The organism is Ancylobacter sp. TW_SC_1, from assembly GCF_056836805.1.
In genome coordinates, this window is record NZ_CM166365.1 from 3,578,718 (window position 1) to 3,592,923 (window position 14,206).

Below are 14,206 nucleotides of genomic sequence, written 5' to 3' on the forward strand. Positions count from 1 at the left end.
CGTGAACGCTGCAAGCATCCCGCCGGCCGAGGCCGGCGGCGTCCTGACCATCGACCTGTCCGCGCTGGTAGCGAACTATCAGGAGCTGGAGCGCCGCGTCGCCCCCGCCAGATGCGCGGCCGTGGTCAAGGGCGACGCCTACGGCCTCGGCCTCGCCTCAGCCGCAATGGCACTCTGGAAGGCGGGCGCGCGCACCTTCTTCGTCGCCCTGCTCGGCGAGGCGCGCGAGCTGCGCGACCTGCTGCCTGATGCCGAGATCTTCGTGCTCAACGGGCTCTTTCCCGGCACCGAGGCGATCTATCGCGAGACGGCGCTGCGTCCCGTGCTGGGCAGCACCGGCGAGATCGCCCATTGGCGTGACTTCTGTGCCGCCGTCGGCGAGGCGCTTCCTGCCGCCCTCCATGTCGACACCGGCATGAACCGGCTCGGCCTCTCGCCGGCCGAGGCGGTCAATGTCGCCGAGGGGCGCGACGAACTCGGCTTCCCTCTCGTGCTGCTGATGAGCCACCTCGCCTGCGCCGACGAGCCCGACCACCCGCTCAACGCCCGCCAGCTCGAGGATTTCCGCGCCATCGTCGCGCTGTTCCCGGATGTGCGCGCCTCGCTGTCGAATTCCGCCGGCGCGCTGGGCGACCCGGCCTATCATTTCGATCTCGTCCGGCCCGGCATCGCGGTCTATGGCGGGCGCCCGCGCAGGGACATCGCGCCGCTGCGCCCGGTGGTGCGGCTGGAGCTGCGCATTGCGCAGATCCGCCATGTCCACGAGGGCGAGACCGTCGGCTATGGTGGCGCCCATACCGCGATACGCCCGTCGCGCGTCGCCATCCTCTCGGCCGGCTATGCCGACGGCATACCGCGCCTGGCCGGCGCCTCGGACCTGCGGCCGGGCGCCGAGGCAGTGATCGCCGGCCATCGCTGCCCGCTGATCGGGCGCATCTCGATGGACCTGATGGCGGTCGACGTCACCGAGATTCCGGAGGACGCCGTCGCGCCCGGCGACTTCGCGACCCTGCTCGGCGACGGGCTCAGCCTCGACGACCTCGCGCGCCACTCGCACACCATCGACTATGAGATCCTGACCTCGCTCGGCCGCCGCTACCATCGTCGCTGGGTGTGACGTCGTCCCGGTCACGCGACCGGATGAGCGTTGCTCGGACTCGACGGCGAATGGCGGTAGAACTCGCTCGGGCGATTCGAACGGATTTCAGTCAGACATGGCCAAGCGCGCCGCCACCTTCATCTGCCAGATTTGCGGCGCAGTTCATTCGCGCTGGCAGGGCCGCTGCGATTCCTGCGGCGCATGGAACTCCATCGTCGAGGAAACCACCGCCACCGACACCTTGCCGGCCAATCTGCGCGGCGGACGCAAGGGGCGGCTCATTGCGCTGGAAAGCCTGTCGGGCACCTCCGAGGACGCGCCGCGCGTGCGCGTCGGCATTTCCGAACTCGACCGCGTGGCTGGCGGCGGCCTGGTGCCGGGCTCCGTGCTGCTCATCGGCGGCGATCCCGGCATCGGCAAGTCGACCCTGCTGATCCAGGCATCGGCCGCCCTCGCCGGCGCCGGGCACCGCATCATCTACGTCTCCGGCGAAGAGGCGGTGGCGCAGGTGCGCCTGCGCGCCGAGCGCCTCGGCCTTGCCGGCGCCGCCGTCGAGCTCGCCGCCGAGACCAATGTCGAGGACATCGTCGCCACCCTGTCCGAGGGCCGCCGGCCGGCGCTCGTGGTGATCGATTCGATCCAGACCATGTGGACCGACACGGTGGAATCCGCCCCCGGCACGGTCACGCAGGTGCGTTCCTCGGCGCAGATCCTCATCCGCTACGCCAAGCGCGCCGGCGCCGCCGTCATCCTCGTCGGCCATGTGACGAAGGACGGCCAGATCGCCGGCCCGCGCGTGGTCGAGCACATGGTCGACGCGGTGCTCTCCTTCGAGGGCGACGGCGCGCATGATTTCCGCATCCTGCGGGCGCAGAAGAACCGCTTCGGGCCGACCGACGAGATCGGCGTGTTCGAGATGACCGGCCTCGGCCTCAGCGAGGTGGCAAATCCCTCCGAGCTGTTCCTGTCCAACCGCGACAGCGGCGCCCCCGGCACGGCGGTCTACGCCGGCATGGAGGGCACCCGTCCGGTGCTGGTGGAGATCCAGGCGCTGGTCGTGCCGACCAGCCTCGGCACGCCACGCCGCGCCGTAGTCGGCTGGGACACGAGCCGGCTCTCCATGGTGCTCGCCGTGCTGGAAGCACGCTGCGGCATCAAGCTCGGCGGGCATGACGTGCATCTCAACGTCGCCGGCGGCTTTCGCATCACCGAGCCGGCGGCGGACCTCGCGGTGGCGGCCGCGCTGGTCTCCTCGCTCTCCGGGGCGGTGCTGCCCCACGACAGCGTCTATTTCGGCGAGGTGAGCCTCACCGGCGCCGTGCGCGCCGTGCCGCATGCCGTGGCACGGCTGAAGGAAGCCGCCAAGCTCGGCTTCACCCGTGCCGTTACGCCCGAGGCGAAGGGCTCGACGGGCAAGGGAGCGGGGGAAAAGGGAACGGCCGAGAAGGCATCGAAGGCGAAGGGAGACGGCGCGAAGGAGGCTCCGGAAGCGCCGCTGGCGGTCGAAACCGTCACCTCTCTTGGGGATATCGTCGCCAGCATCGCCGCCAGAGGCCCGCGCAAGGCTAAACCCGAACGCCAAGAGGGATGACGCGCGCCCTGCGCCGCGCTATACGTCGCGCGGCCCTTTCAGCGGCCGGAAAGCGGCAGATTCGCTGCGCTTTCCCGTCGGAAGCCGCTTCGACCACGGTGTGATAGTCTTGACGCTGCTCGACATCATCCTCATCGCCGTGATGGTAGTCTCCGGCCTCCTGGCCATGGTGCGCGGCTTCGTGCGCGAGGTCTTCGCCATCGCGTCATGGGTCGCCGCGGCGATCGTCACGCTCTACGCCTATCCGCACGCCCTGCCCTTCGCGAAGCAGTACATCGCCAACGATACCTTCGCGATGGCCGCCACGGTCGGTTCGGTGTTCATCGTCACGCTGCTGATCGTCTCGATCATCACGGTCCGCATCTCGGACCTGGTGCTCGACAGCCGCATCGGCGCGCTGGACCGCACCCTCGGCTTCCTCTTCGGCCTGGCGCGCGGCTTCCTGATCATGGTTGTGGCCTTCCTGTTCTTCAACTGGCTGGTCCAGAACGAACAGGGCCAGCCGGACTGGATTCGCGACGCCCGCGCCAAGCTGGTCTTGCAAAGTGCGGGCGACTGGCTCATCTCCGTATTGCCGGAAGATCCCGAGAGCCTGATCCGCGATATTCGCAGCCCGAAGGATGCCGAGCCGATCGAGCCGCCGCCCGAGCCGTTCAATCCGGGACCGGCCCCGGCTACTCCCGGCCCGGCGACGCCGCCGGCGCCTTAATTCGACCGCGCCCGTGGGACAAAGGCGTCCCGGGGCGCAGTTGTATTTGAGCATGTGGAGCGGGCGCAGCCTTGAACTGCGCCGAGGAGCGATGGTCCTATGACCAATCTGATGCGTGACGACGTGGCGCCGAAATCGGCGGAAGCCGGCGACTTCTACGATGACTACGGGGACACGCTGCGCGAGGAGTGCGGCGTGTTCGGCATTTACGGCCACCCCGACGCCGCGGCGATCACCGCCCTCGGCCTGCACGCCCTGCAGCACCGCGGACAGGAAGCAGCCGGCATAACCACTTATGACGGCAGGCGTTTTCATTCCGAACGCCGCCTCGGCCTGGTCAGCGACGCCTTCTCGGACGGTGAAGCGATCAAGCGCCTGCCCGGTCATATCGCGGTCGGCCATGTACGCTACTCGACGACCGGCGAGACCATCCTGCGCAACGTCCAGCCGCTCTTCGCCGAACTCGACGGCGGCGGCTTCGCCATCGCCCATAACGGCAATTTGACCAACGGCCTGACGCTGCGCCGCCAGCTCATCCGCGACGGCGCCATCTGTCAGTCGACCTCCGACACCGAGGTGATGCTGCACCTCGTGGCCCGCTCCAAGCGCGCCCGCTTCACCGAACGCTTCATCGACGCGCTGCGCGCCATCGAGGGCGCCTATGCCTTTGTCGGCCTCACCAACAAGAAGCTGGTCGGCGCCCGCGATCCGCTCGGCATCCGACCGCTGGTGCTCGGTGAGCTCGACGGCCACCCGATCCTGACTTCAGAGACCTGCGCTCTCGACATAATTGGTGCGCGCCATGTGCGTGACATCGAGCCGGGCGAGGTCATCGTCTTCTCCTCCGACAAGGTCGAGACGCTGCGCCCGTTCGGCAGCGTACCGCCGCGTCCGTGCATCTTCGAGTACATCTATTTCGCCCGCCCCGACTCCATCGTCGGTGGCCGCTCCGTCTATCAGGTCCGCAAGACCATGGGCATGCAGCTCGCCGCCGAGGCGCCGGCCGATGCCGACGTGGTGGTGCCGGTGCCGGATTCCGGCGTGCCGGCCTCCATCGGCTATGCCCAGGCCTCCGGCATTCCCTATGAGCTCGGCATCATCCGCAATCACTATGTCGGGCGCACCTTCATCCAGCCGACCCAGTCGGTGCGCGACCAGGGCGTGCGCATGAAGCACTCGGCCAACCGCGCCGTGGTCGAGGGCAAGCGCATCGTTCTGATCGACGACAGCCTGGTTCGCGGAACGACCTCTGTCAAAATCGTGCGCATGATGCGCGAGGCCGGTGCCCGCGAGGTGCATTTCCGTATCTCCTCGCCGCCGATCACCCACCCGGACTATTACGGCATCGACACGCCGGACCGCGACAAGCTGCTCGCCGCCACACACGATCTCGAAGGCATGCGCCGCTACATCGGTGCCGACAGCCTCGCCTTCCTGTCGATCGACGGCATCTACAAGTCGATGGGCTATGAAGGCCGCGACCCCGTCCGCCCGCAGTTCACCGATCACTGCTTCACGGGCGAGTACCCCACCCCGCTGACCGACCGCGAGGGCGAGGTTTCCCCACGCCAGCTCTCCCTGCTGGCAGAGGCGAGCTGACGCAGCATGGTCGAGCTCCGGGAATGGCATCGCGGCCGCCTGATCGACCACATCCAGCTCGTGGTGAGCGACCTGGCGGCCTGCCAGCGCTTCTATGAGGCCGCTCTCGCGGTACTGGGTGTCCCGGTCGAGCGCGGCGAGGGCTATTTCTTCGCCGACGAGTTGTTCGTGAGCGCCGGCGAGCCGACCACCGGGCGGGCGCATATCGCCTTCCAGGCGCCGGACGAGGAAACCGTGCGGCGTTTCCATGCTGCCGCGCTCGCCGCCGGCGGCCGCGACAACGGCGCGCCGGGCCCGCGCGACTACCACCCGGGCTATTACGCCGCCTTCGTGCTCGACCCCGAGGGCAACAATATCGAAGCGGTCACTCACGGCCCGGCCCGGCGCTCGGCGCCGTCGGTGGTGATGACCGACGAATCGTAAGCGTTCGAGGAAACCCCATGTCGGAACTCTCCGCGGCGGACAGCGCCGCGCGCCCGCTCGCCGGCCGCTACGCCCTCGTCACCGGCGCCACGCGCGGCATCGGCCAGGCAACCGCCCTCGCCCTTGCCGAAGCCGGCGCCCATGTCGTCGCCGTCGGCCGGACCACCGGCGCGCTGGAAGAGCTGGACGACGCCATCGTCAAGGCCGGTTCGACCGCGACGCTGGTGCCGCTCGACATGAAGGACGGCGCCGGCATCGACCGGCTCGGCGGCGCGCTTTACGAGCGTTTCGGCCATCTCGACATCTTCGTCGGCAATGCCGGCGTGCTCGGCCCGATGACGCCGCTTTCGCAGATCGACCCCAAGGAATGGGACGATACGCTGGCGGTGAACCTCACGGCCAACTGGCGCCTCATCCGCTCTCTCGACCCGCTGCTGCGCCTGTCCACCGCCGGGCGCGCGGTACTGGTCTCCTCCGGCGCCGCGCACAAGGCGCGTGCCTTCTGGGGTCCCTATTCCGTCACCAAGGCGGCGGTGGAAGTGCTGGCGCGCACCTGGGCAAACGAGGTGATGAACCTCTCCAACCTTAAGGTGAACCTCATCAATCCGGGCCCGATCCGCACGCGCATGCGCGCCAAGGCGTTTCCGAGCGAGGATCCGAACACGCTGCCCGCCCCGGAGGCGGTCGCCCAGGCGATCCTCGCGCTCTGCCTGCCGAGCTTCGAGGAAACCGGCCGGCTCTACGACTTCCCGGCCGGCAAGCTGCTAGACTTCCAGCCGCCGGGCTGAGCCCGCGCCCCTCACGCCGCGACGCAGCGGAAGGCGCGAGCGATGAAAATCCTGATCGCCACGGACCATCTGGCGAACATCGCCGGATCGGAGATGGTCTGCCTTGAGTTCGCGGCCCGTTTCCGCTCGCTCGGCCATGACGTCACGCTGTTCGCCAACGTCGCGGCGAGGCCGATGACCGCCATCCTCCGCGCCCGCCTCGGCCTCGATGTCGTCAACGAGCCGGCGCGGATCGCCCCCTTCGCCTACGACCTCGTCTACTTTCAGCACCATGTTGCCGGACTGTTCGACTACCGCATGGTTGTCGGCGCACGCGAGCGAACCGCCTTCGTCTTCGGCAGGCTGGGCCGGCGCAGCTTCATGGAAAGCGGCGGCTGGCACCATGACGGCATCCTGGCCGATCATCACTTCGCCAACTCCGAACTGACCGCGGAGACGCTGGCGGCGCTTGGCACAGCCGCCCCGATCACCAATTTCCGCAATGCCGCGCCGGATGTCTTCTTCCGTGATGCTCCGACGCCCAGTTCCGGGTTGAAGACGATCACCGTCGTCTCCAACCATCGCGACCCGGCGCTGATGGAAGCGGTGGACCTTCTGTCGCCTGGGCGGGACGTGCGCCAACTCGGCTATTCGTGCGGTCGACCGGCGCTGGTGACGCCCGAAATGATCCAGACGAGCGACCTGGTCATCTCCATCGGCAAGACGGTGCCCTATGCGCTTGCCGCCCGCGTGCCGGTCTATGTCTATGACCATTTCGGCGGGCCGGGTTACCTCGACGAGCGGAACTTTGCCCGTGCCGCGCGTTATAATTTCACCGGCCGCTGCTGCGAGCGGCTGCTCGACGCCGAGGCGCTCACGCGGGAGATCGTCGCCGACTATCGCAAGGGCGTCGCCTTCGCACGGGATATCCCCGACGACCTGCTGGCGCGTTATCGCCTCGAACCCTATCTCGACGCGATGCTGGCAATACCGCCCTCCGCCAATGCCCCACGCGCAGCCGCGCTAGCCATCGATCCGATGATAGGCATCGAAAGGCTGATGGCATGCCATGTGCGCGACCAACGCCTCAGCGAACAAACGCGGCGCCGCGGGCTGGAACCCATGCTCGTCGAACACGCGACGCTCCGATGCGAGCAGCTGCGACGGTGGAGCCGGCGCCTGAAGGCCCGGCTCGGCGGCTGGCTGGCACGGCTTCGTCAGTCCTTCTCGGCGTAGGGATTGTCCTTCTCGCGCAGGGTGAGCCGTATCGGCACGCCCGGCAGGTCGAAGCTGGTGCGCAGATTGTTCACGAGATAGCGCACATAGCTCTCCGGAAGCGCATCGGCGCGCGAGCAGAACAGCACGAAGCTCGGCGGGCGAGCCTTCGGCTGGGTGATGTAGCGCAGCTTGATGCGGCGGCCCGACACCGCCGGTGGCGGATGCTGGTCGGTGGTCTCGCCCAGCCAGCGATTGAGCGGATTGGTCGGCACGCGACGGTTCCACACTTCGTGCGCCTGCTGGATCGCCCGCACGAGGCGGTCGAGCCCCTCGCCGGTGAGGCCGGACACCAGCACGACCGGCGCGCCGCGAAGCTGCGGCAGCCAGTGATCGGCCTCCCCGCGCACCTGACTCACGAAGCCCGGCTGGTCCTTGACGAGGTCGGACTTGGACAGGGCCAGCACCACCGCCCGCCCCTCGCGCTCGACGAGGTCGGCGATGCGCAGGTCCTGCTCCTCGAAGGGATGGGTCGCATCCATCAGAACGACGACCACTTCGGCGAAGCGCGCGGCGCGCAGCCCATCGGCGACGGAGAGCTTTTCCAGCTTGTCGTCGATGCGCGCCCGCTTGCGCATGCCGGCGGTATCGAACACGCGCAATTCCACGCCGTGCCGTTCGATATCCACCGCGATGGAATCGCGGGTGATGCCGGCCTCCGGGCCGGTCAGCAGCCGGTCCTCGCCAAGCAGCGCATTGATCAGCGTCGACTTGCCGGCATTCGGGCGTCCGAGCACCGCGACGCGAATGCGCCGGCTGCCTTCGGCGTCCGCCTCGTCGTCCTCGTCATAGGCGTCGTCCGGCATGCATTCGGCCAGCGCGCGAATGAGGTCCGCCATGCCGTCGCCATGCTCGGCCGAGAGTTCGACAGGCTCGCCGAGCCCCAGCGAATAGGCGTCGAGCGTTCCGCTCTGCGAGCCCTTGGCCTCAGCCTTGTTGGCGACGAGGATCGTGTGCTTGCCGGAGCGGCGGGCGAGTTCGCCGAAGGCGCGGTCGCTCGGCGTAATGCCGGCCTTGGCATCGACCATGAACAGCAGCACATCGGCGTCCACGATGGCGGCCTCGGTCTGCGCCCGCATGCGCCCTTCGAGCGACTCCACCTTGGCCTCTTCGAGGCCAGCCGTGTCGATGACCCGGAAGTTCAGATGGCCCAGCCGCGCGTCACCTTCGCGGCGATCGCGGGTCACGCCGGGGCGGTCGTCGACCAGCGCAAGGCGCTTGCCGACCAGCCGGTTGAACAGCGTCGACTTGCCGACATTCGGCCGGCCGACAATGGCGACGGTAATCGTCATGGGATCGAGGCGCCTCCGCGCCGGTCACTGCTCCGGAGCGGCCGTTGCGGGCGTCTCGGGGGGAAGGTCGTACTTGGCCGAATTGGCCGGCTGCGGTGGCGGCTGGTTGTAGTCGATGCCCGGCACCCCCTCGGGGAACACCGGCGCGCGCGCGCCCGGAAGCGGCTTCTCGCGCTCGTTGAAGGGATTCAGCGAGTCGAGCGTCTCACAGCCGGCGGCGGTGAGCGTCAGCCCGAGCACGGGAATCAGCACAAGCGCGCGGCGCAACGTGGCCGCGGGGAAGCGGGAAACCTTGGCGAAGCGCATCAGCACCTCCTCACTGCACGGCGGGAGCGGTCGCCGGCTCGGTCGTCGCGGGCATCTCGGCCTGCGCGGCGGCGGGCACGGCAGGAATTTCGGCGGGCGTCGCTGCCGGCGTGGTGTCCGATGCCGCAGCGGCGGGCATCGGCAGCGACGCGGCTGCCAGCGTACGCATCAGCTCCGCCCGGCGGCGCAGGCCGGGCGGGGTCTGTCCGTCAGTCAGGATGGCGGTGAACGTGTCGGTCGCCGCCTGGTAGTTGCCGGCCTTGTACTGGGAAAGGCCGATGATCTCACGCGCCGAATGGCGGAAGGCGCCTTCGGGCGTGTCGAGCGGCTTCATGCGCCCCTCGATGTCGGCCAGCGAAGCGGTATCGACGAGCAGCAGTGCGGCCCGCACCTGCGCAACGCTTTGCATCAGCGCGTTTATCGAGGGATCCTTGGCGAGCGCGTCGTAATCGGCGACGGCGGCGGCGCGATCGGTCTTGGCGAGCTCGGTGGCGGCGCGGAAGCGCGCGAGCATCTTGTAGCCCGGCGTGCCGTCCTTCTCGATCTGCTGGAAGGCGGCGTCGGCCTCGGCGGCCTTGCCGTCGACGGCGAGCTGCAGCGCCGCCTCGAACTGCGCGCCGGCTGCCTGATCACGCTGCAGGCTCCACCACTCATAGCCGCGCCAGCCGGCGACGGCGAGGACGGTGAGAACCGCGAGGCCGATGACATAGGCGCCATAGCGTGCCCAGAGCCGACTGTATCGCTCGCGACGCAGGTCCTCGTCGATCTCGTTGAAGATATCAGCCATGTCGGATCCGTGGGCAATTCGTCAGGAGGCACCGCCCCGGCAACGCGGGCGATGTCGGAAAGGGCCGCGTAAACTAGCCATGCGGCTTCAACAAGGCAAATCGCGCGGCGCGCACAGGATGGCCGCCGCCGGGGGGCCTGCTAGGATTTTTTCGGGGCGTAGACGTGCTCCGGACCGGGGAAGCTGCGCGCGCGCACCTCGCTCGCATAGGCCTCCACCGCCGCGCCGATGGACGGGCCGATGTCGGCGAATTTCTTGACGAAGCGCGGCACCCGGTCGGACAGGCCGAGCATGTCCTCCAGCACTAGGATCTGCCCGTCGCAGGCGGGCGATCCGCCAATGCCGATGGTGGGCGGGGCCACTTCCTCGGTGATCTGCCGGGCGAGCGGCTCGGAGATCGCCTCCAGCACGATGGAGAAGGCGCCCGCATCGGCGATGGAGCGGGCGTCGTCGCGGATCAGCGCCGCGCTCGCCTCGTCGCGGCCGAGCGCCTTGAACGAGCCCAGCGTGTTGATCGCCTGCGGGGTGAGGCCGACATGGCCCATCACCGGCACGCCGCGGTCGGCGAGGAAGCGGACGGTCTCGGCCATGCGGCGGCCGCCCTCCAGCTTGACCGCGCCGGCGCCGGTCTCCTTCAGCACGCGCGCGGCGGTGGCGAAGGCCTGCTGCGGCGACCCCTCATAGGAGCCGAAGGGCAGGTCCACCACCACCAGCGAACGCGAGGAGCCGCGCATGACCGCCTGCCCCTGCAGGATCATCATGTCGACCGTCACCGGCACCGTGGTCTCCATGCCGTGCATCACCATGCCGAGCGAATCGCCCACCAGCATGAAGTCGACATGCGGGTCGATGAGGCGGGCCGTGTGGGCGTGGTAGGCGGTCAGCGAGACGATCGGCTCTCCGCCCTTGCGCGCCCGGATATCGGGTGCGGTCAGGCGGCGGGCAGTGGACTGGACGGACATGTCAGGCGGCTTCCTCGTGTTTTTACAAGGGCTTGCTCAGCCCATTACCGGCACCCCGACGATGTAGGGGTGGAACCAGAAAGCGAGGATCGCATAAAGCACGACACCCCCGGCGACCGCAACGAGGTCGCCCCACCAGTTGGCGGGCGCCACCGGCAGCGGCGCGGCCCGGCGCTTGGCCATGATGCGCAGCATCACCGCCCAGGCGAGGATGACCACGGCGAGCGTCACCGTCGCGACGTCGCCATTGGCGAGAAGATGCGCCAGCGCCCAGGTCTTGAGCGCCACCAGGAACGGGAACTTCAGCCGCGCCTTGATGTGGCTTGGCACCAGGGCCGCCACCGCGAAGATGGAGGCGAAGAGCATCAGCAGCAGCGCGAGATGGCGCAGCGCGACCGGGGGATTGTAGAGCTGGAGCGGCCCCTCGGCCCGCCACTGGCCGTAGCCATAGGCGATCATCAGCAGGCCGGCCGCAGCGACGACCGCATGGATGGAGCGATAGGTCGTCGTGCCGAGCCGGGCGGTCGCGGCCGAACCGATCTTGCGGCGCGCCGCAAGGATGTGAATGGCGACGAACAGGACGAGTCCCGCCAGCATCAGGATCATGGAAAGTGCTCCCGGATTGAATTCCGGCGTGACGCTAGATCGTTTCCAATCCGAGCGCCATCCTCCCGCCATGGGTCCTTTGGCCTCCCCCGCCTTGCGGAACGACGCCGTCTCGGCCGCGCGATCATCCGGTTGTGTAAACCATAAGTCGTCTCAACTCTCCCGAATGCGCCGGCCGCGTGCCAGAATGCTGCCGTAATCGGATGGGGAGCCGGGATGAAACCCTTGGTCGCTGTGCTCGCCTTGGCCGCGTCGCTGCTGCTGGCGGCGCCGAGCCATGCCGAGGAGTTTGGGGCGCCGGCCAACGCGGCGCCTCCGGCCGCGCCGCTGACCGTGGCGGTGCAGGAAGCCGATCCCGCCCTCCCCACTGCGCAGAGCGCCGCTCCTCAGATCGCCGAGCCGCAGGCCATCTCGCCGCCAGCGGTCGCGCCGCCGGCGGCGACACCCGAGGGCACCGCGCCGCAGACGCTCGCGCCCCAGCCTCCCGCGCCCCAGTCTCCCGCACCGGCAACCGCGCCGACGGGCGCAGCGGTGCCCGAGATCGCGACGCCTGCCCTCCCCACGGGCACGCCCGCCGCCGGGACGGCGCCGGCGGCAGCCTCCCCCGCTCCAACGGTGCAGAGCGCCCTTACCGGACCGGAGGCCGTCTCCCAGCCGGTCATCGCGCCCAACGTCGTGGCGCGGATCAACCTGTCGGCGCAGCGCATGGATGTGTGGGTGGATGGCGTGCTGCGCCATTCATGGCCGGTCTCCACTGCCCGCAAGGGCTACCGCACCCCGGTCGGCACCTACCAGCCCGGGCGCATGCACAAGCGCTATTTCTCGCGCAAATACGACAACGCGCCGATGCCCTACGCGATCTTCTTCCACCGGGGCTGGGCCATTCACGGAACGAACGACCTCCGGCGGCTCGGCCGGCCGGCCTCGCATGGCTGCGTGCGCCTGCACCCCAACAACGCCAAGGCGCTGTTCGCGCTGATCAGCGCATATGGACGCGCCAATACGAGGATCGTGGTCAGCCGCTGAGATCGGCTCATGTGGCATCGACGCGTGCGCGTCAGCGCATGAAAGCGGCGCTCACGCCGCCTTCTTCACGTCCTTCACGTCGGTGAAGACGATGCCGGGCCAGCGATCGCCGGTGTAGCCGATCATGAAAGCCGAGGGGCTGAGGAAGACGAGATCGCCGTCGAGATCCTCCGCCGTCGACAGGCGGTTGCCGGCGGCGAATTCCTCGACCCGCTTCGGGTCTTCCGCCGACACCCAGCGGGCGAGCTGGAACTCCGACATGTCAAAGCCGACCTCCAGCCCGTATTCCGCCTCCAGCCGGTTCTTCAGCACGTCGAGCTGAAGGGGACCGACGACACCCACGAGAGCCGGCGAGCCGTCGGTCGGGCGGAACACCTGCACGACGCCCTCCTCGGCCATCTCCTGCAGCGCCTGCTTCAGCTTCTTGGCCTTCATCGCGTCGGGCAGCTTCACCCGGCGCAGGATTTCCGGCGCGAAGCTCGGCACGCCGACGAAATTGATGTCCTCGCCCTCGGTCAGCGTGTCGCCGATGCGCAGATTGCCGTGGTTGGGAATGCCCACCACGTCGCCGGCATAGGCTTCCTCGGCGAGCTGGCGGTCCTGCGCGAAGAAGAATTGCGGCGTGGCGAGGCTCATCGGCTTGCCGGTGCGCACCAGCTTCGCCTTCATGCCGCGCAGGAGTTTGCCCGAGCACAGCCGCGCGAAGGCGATGCGGTCGCGGTGATTAGGGTCCATGTTCGCCTGGATCTTGAAGACGAAGGCGGTCATGCGCGGCTCTTCCGCCTCGACCCGGCGCTTGTCGGCCTGCTGCGCCCGGGGCGGCGGGGCATATTTGCCGAGCCCTTCGAGCAGGTCGCCGACACCGAAATTGCGCAGCGCCGAGCCGAAATAGACCGGCGTCAGATGGCCTTCGAGGAAGGCCTGCAGGTCGAACGGATTGCAGACCTCGCGCACCAGCCCCAGTTCCTCGGCGAGTGCCGCCTCGTCGAGCGTGACATTGAGCGCGGCGATCTCGGCCATGCTCATCTGGCGCAGCGGGCCGGTCTTGCCCTCGTCGCCGTCGAGCAGCCGCATGCCGCCGCTGGCGATGTCCATGGTGCCGACGAAATCGCGCCCCTGACCGACCGGCCAGGTCATCGGCGTGGTGTCGAGCGCCAGCGTCTTCTCGATCTCGTCGAGAATCTCGAACGGGTCGCGGCTCTCGCGGTCCATCTTGTTGATGAAGGTGATGATCGGGATGTCGCGCAGGCGGCAGACTTCCAGCAGCTTGCGGGTGCGTGCCTCGATGCCCTTGGCGGCGTCGATCACCATCACCGCCGCGTCGACCGCGGTCAGCGTGCGGTAGGTGTCCTCCGAGAAGTCCTCATGGCCCGGCGTGTCCAGCAGGTTGAAGACGTGCCCGGCGAATTCGAAGGTCATCACAGAGGTGGCGACCGAGATGCCGCGCTCGCGCTCGATCGCCATCCAGTCCGAGCGCGTCGAGCGCCGGTCCTTCTTGGCGCGCACTTGGCCGGCGAGCTGGATCGCGCCGCCGAACAGCAGCAGCTTCTCGGTCAGCGTGGTCTTGCCCGCATCCGGGTGCGAGATGATCGCGAAGGTGCGCCGGCGCGCCACTTCCAGCGCGATCGGCGAAGCAGCGGAATTGGAGAGAGCGTTCATGGCGGTCGATGTGGCAGGGAAGCCGCGCGGGATCAAGGGGTGGCGGGCTTGTTCCGATGGCCGGCTGTCCAGGCTGGCGACCTCTATCGCCGTCATCCCGGCCGC

General features: G+C 68.7%; 14 protein-coding genes. 8 read left to right on the forward strand and 6 right to left on the reverse strand.

Annotated features, from left to right (window positions below; all coding sequences use genetic code 11):
- Nucleotide 1: 1 nt before the first annotated feature.
- The 7 genes from alr to AC1PZ7_RS16810 all read left to right on the forward strand — a co-directional run bounded on the left by alr (nt 2) and on the right by AC1PZ7_RS16810 (nt 7,424).
- Nucleotides 2-1,117, forward strand: coding sequence for an alanine racemase (gene alr / locus AC1PZ7_RS16780; protein ID WP_482356342.1), 1,116 nt, complete (start codon nt 2-4; stop codon nt 1,115-1,117).
- A 97-nt stretch (nt 1,118-1,214) separates the two neighbouring features.
- Nucleotides 1,215-2,690 carry a DNA repair protein RadA gene (radA, locus tag AC1PZ7_RS16785; protein WP_482356343.1) on the forward strand — a complete coding sequence of 492 codons (1,476 nt, stop codon included), beginning with the start codon at nt 1,215-1,217 and terminating at the stop codon, nt 2,688-2,690.
- A gap of 109 nt (nt 2,691-2,799) precedes the next feature.
- Nucleotides 2,800-3,399 carry a CvpA family protein gene (locus AC1PZ7_RS16790; RefSeq protein WP_482356344.1) on the forward strand — a complete coding sequence of 200 codons (600 nt, stop codon included), beginning with the start codon at nt 2,800-2,802 and terminating at the stop codon, nt 3,397-3,399.
- A gap of 99 nt (nt 3,400-3,498) precedes the next feature.
- Nucleotides 3,499-4,998, forward strand: coding sequence for an amidophosphoribosyltransferase (gene purF / locus AC1PZ7_RS16795; RefSeq protein WP_482356345.1), 1,500 nt, complete (start codon nt 3,499-3,501; stop codon nt 4,996-4,998).
- Between the two features lie 6 nt (nt 4,999-5,004).
- Entirely contained in the window at nt 5,005-5,421 is a 417-nt protein-coding gene (locus AC1PZ7_RS16800; RefSeq protein ID WP_482356346.1) for a VOC family protein, read from the forward strand.
- Between the two features lie 17 nt (nt 5,422-5,438).
- Entirely contained in the window at nt 5,439-6,209 is a 771-nt protein-coding gene (locus AC1PZ7_RS16805) for an SDR family NAD(P)-dependent oxidoreductase (protein WP_482356347.1), read from the forward strand.
- 42 nt (nt 6,210-6,251) lie between these two features.
- Nucleotides 6,252-7,424, forward strand: a complete 1,173-nt coding sequence (locus AC1PZ7_RS16810; protein ID WP_482356348.1) for a glycosyltransferase family protein — start codon at nt 6,252-6,254, stop codon at nt 7,422-7,424.
- On the opposite strand, the gene der is transcribed toward AC1PZ7_RS16810, so the two are convergent.
- From der to AC1PZ7_RS16835, 5 genes are all read right to left on the reverse strand, one after another.
- Nucleotides 7,406-8,755 carry a ribosome biogenesis GTPase Der gene (der, locus tag AC1PZ7_RS16815; protein ID WP_482356349.1) on the reverse strand — a complete coding sequence of 450 codons (1,350 nt, stop codon included), beginning with the start codon at nt 8,753-8,755 and terminating at the stop codon, nt 7,406-7,408. The genes AC1PZ7_RS16810 and der overlap by 19 nt on opposite strands.
- 24 nt (nt 8,756-8,779) lie before the next feature.
- On the reverse strand, nt 8,780-9,061 hold the full coding sequence (locus tag AC1PZ7_RS16820; protein WP_482356350.1) for a hypothetical protein: 282 nt from the start codon (nt 9,059-9,061) through the stop codon (nt 8,780-8,782).
- A gap of 10 nt (nt 9,062-9,071) precedes the next feature.
- The gene (locus AC1PZ7_RS16825) at nt 9,072-9,848 is read right to left on the reverse strand and encodes a tetratricopeptide repeat protein (RefSeq protein WP_482356351.1); all 777 of its coding nucleotides are present in this window, start codon (nt 9,846-9,848) and stop codon (nt 9,072-9,074) included.
- Between the two features lie 140 nt (nt 9,849-9,988).
- Nucleotides 9,989-10,810 carry a 3-methyl-2-oxobutanoate hydroxymethyltransferase gene (gene panB / locus AC1PZ7_RS16830; protein WP_482356352.1) on the reverse strand — a complete coding sequence of 274 codons (822 nt, stop codon included), beginning with the start codon at nt 10,808-10,810 and terminating at the stop codon, nt 9,989-9,991.
- Between the two features lie 36 nt (nt 10,811-10,846).
- The gene (locus AC1PZ7_RS16835) at nt 10,847-11,416 is read right to left on the reverse strand and encodes an NnrU family protein (RefSeq protein WP_482356353.1); all 570 of its coding nucleotides are present in this window, start codon (nt 11,414-11,416) and stop codon (nt 10,847-10,849) included.
- 216 nt (nt 11,417-11,632) lie between these two features.
- Here AC1PZ7_RS16835 and AC1PZ7_RS16840 point away from each other — a divergent pair, with 216 nt between their 5' ends.
- Nucleotides 11,633-12,442: a L,D-transpeptidase gene (locus AC1PZ7_RS16840; protein ID WP_482356354.1), complete on the forward strand. Its 810-nt coding sequence runs from the start codon at nt 11,633-11,635 to the stop codon at nt 12,440-12,442.
- 51 nt (nt 12,443-12,493) lie between these two features.
- Here AC1PZ7_RS16840 and AC1PZ7_RS16845 read toward each other — a convergent pair whose 3' ends face one another.
- Complete coding sequence (locus AC1PZ7_RS16845) at nt 12,494-14,101, reverse strand: peptide chain release factor 3 (RefSeq protein ID WP_482356355.1); 1,608 nt, start codon at nt 14,099-14,101, stop codon at nt 12,494-12,496.
- Nucleotides 14,102-14,206 lie beyond the last annotated feature (105 nt).

What these genes read in the sequence shown, in the direction of transcription:
- radA (WP_482356343.1), top strand. Translation starts at nt 1,215, where the DNA reads ATGGCCAAGCGCGCCGCCACCTTCATCTGCCAGATTTGCGGCGCAGTT.
- purF (WP_482356345.1), top strand. Translation starts at nt 3,499, where the DNA reads ATGACCAATCTGATGCGTGACGACGTGGCGCCGAAATCGGCGGAAGCC.
- AC1PZ7_RS16800 (WP_482356346.1), top strand. Translation starts at nt 5,005, where the DNA reads ATGGTCGAGCTCCGGGAATGGCATCGCGGCCGCCTGATCGACCACATC.
- AC1PZ7_RS16805 (WP_482356347.1), top strand. Translation starts at nt 5,439, where the DNA reads ATGTCGGAACTCTCCGCGGCGGACAGCGCCGCGCGCCCGCTCGCCGGC.
- AC1PZ7_RS16810 (WP_482356348.1), top strand. Translation starts at nt 6,252, where the DNA reads ATGAAAATCCTGATCGCCACGGACCATCTGGCGAACATCGCCGGATCG.
- der (WP_482356349.1), bottom strand. Translation starts at nt 8,755, where the DNA reads ATGACGATTACCGTCGCCATTGTCGGCCGGCCGAATGTCGGCAAGTCG.
- AC1PZ7_RS16820 (WP_482356350.1), bottom strand. Translation starts at nt 9,061, where the DNA reads ATGCGCTTCGCCAAGGTTTCCCGCTTCCCCGCGGCCACGTTGCGCCGC.
- AC1PZ7_RS16825 (WP_482356351.1), bottom strand. Translation starts at nt 9,848, where the DNA reads ATGGCTGATATCTTCAACGAGATCGACGAGGACCTGCGTCGCGAGCGA.
- panB (WP_482356352.1), bottom strand. Translation starts at nt 10,810, where the DNA reads ATGTCCGTCCAGTCCACTGCCCGCCGCCTGACCGCACCCGATATCCGG.
- AC1PZ7_RS16835 (WP_482356353.1), bottom strand. Translation starts at nt 11,416, where the DNA reads ATGATCCTGATGCTGGCGGGACTCGTCCTGTTCGTCGCCATTCACATC.
- AC1PZ7_RS16840 (WP_482356354.1), top strand. Translation starts at nt 11,633, where the DNA reads ATGAAACCCTTGGTCGCTGTGCTCGCCTTGGCCGCGTCGCTGCTGCTG.
- AC1PZ7_RS16845 (WP_482356355.1), bottom strand. Translation starts at nt 14,101, where the DNA reads ATGAACGCTCTCTCCAATTCCGCTGCTTCGCCGATCGCGCTGGAAGTG.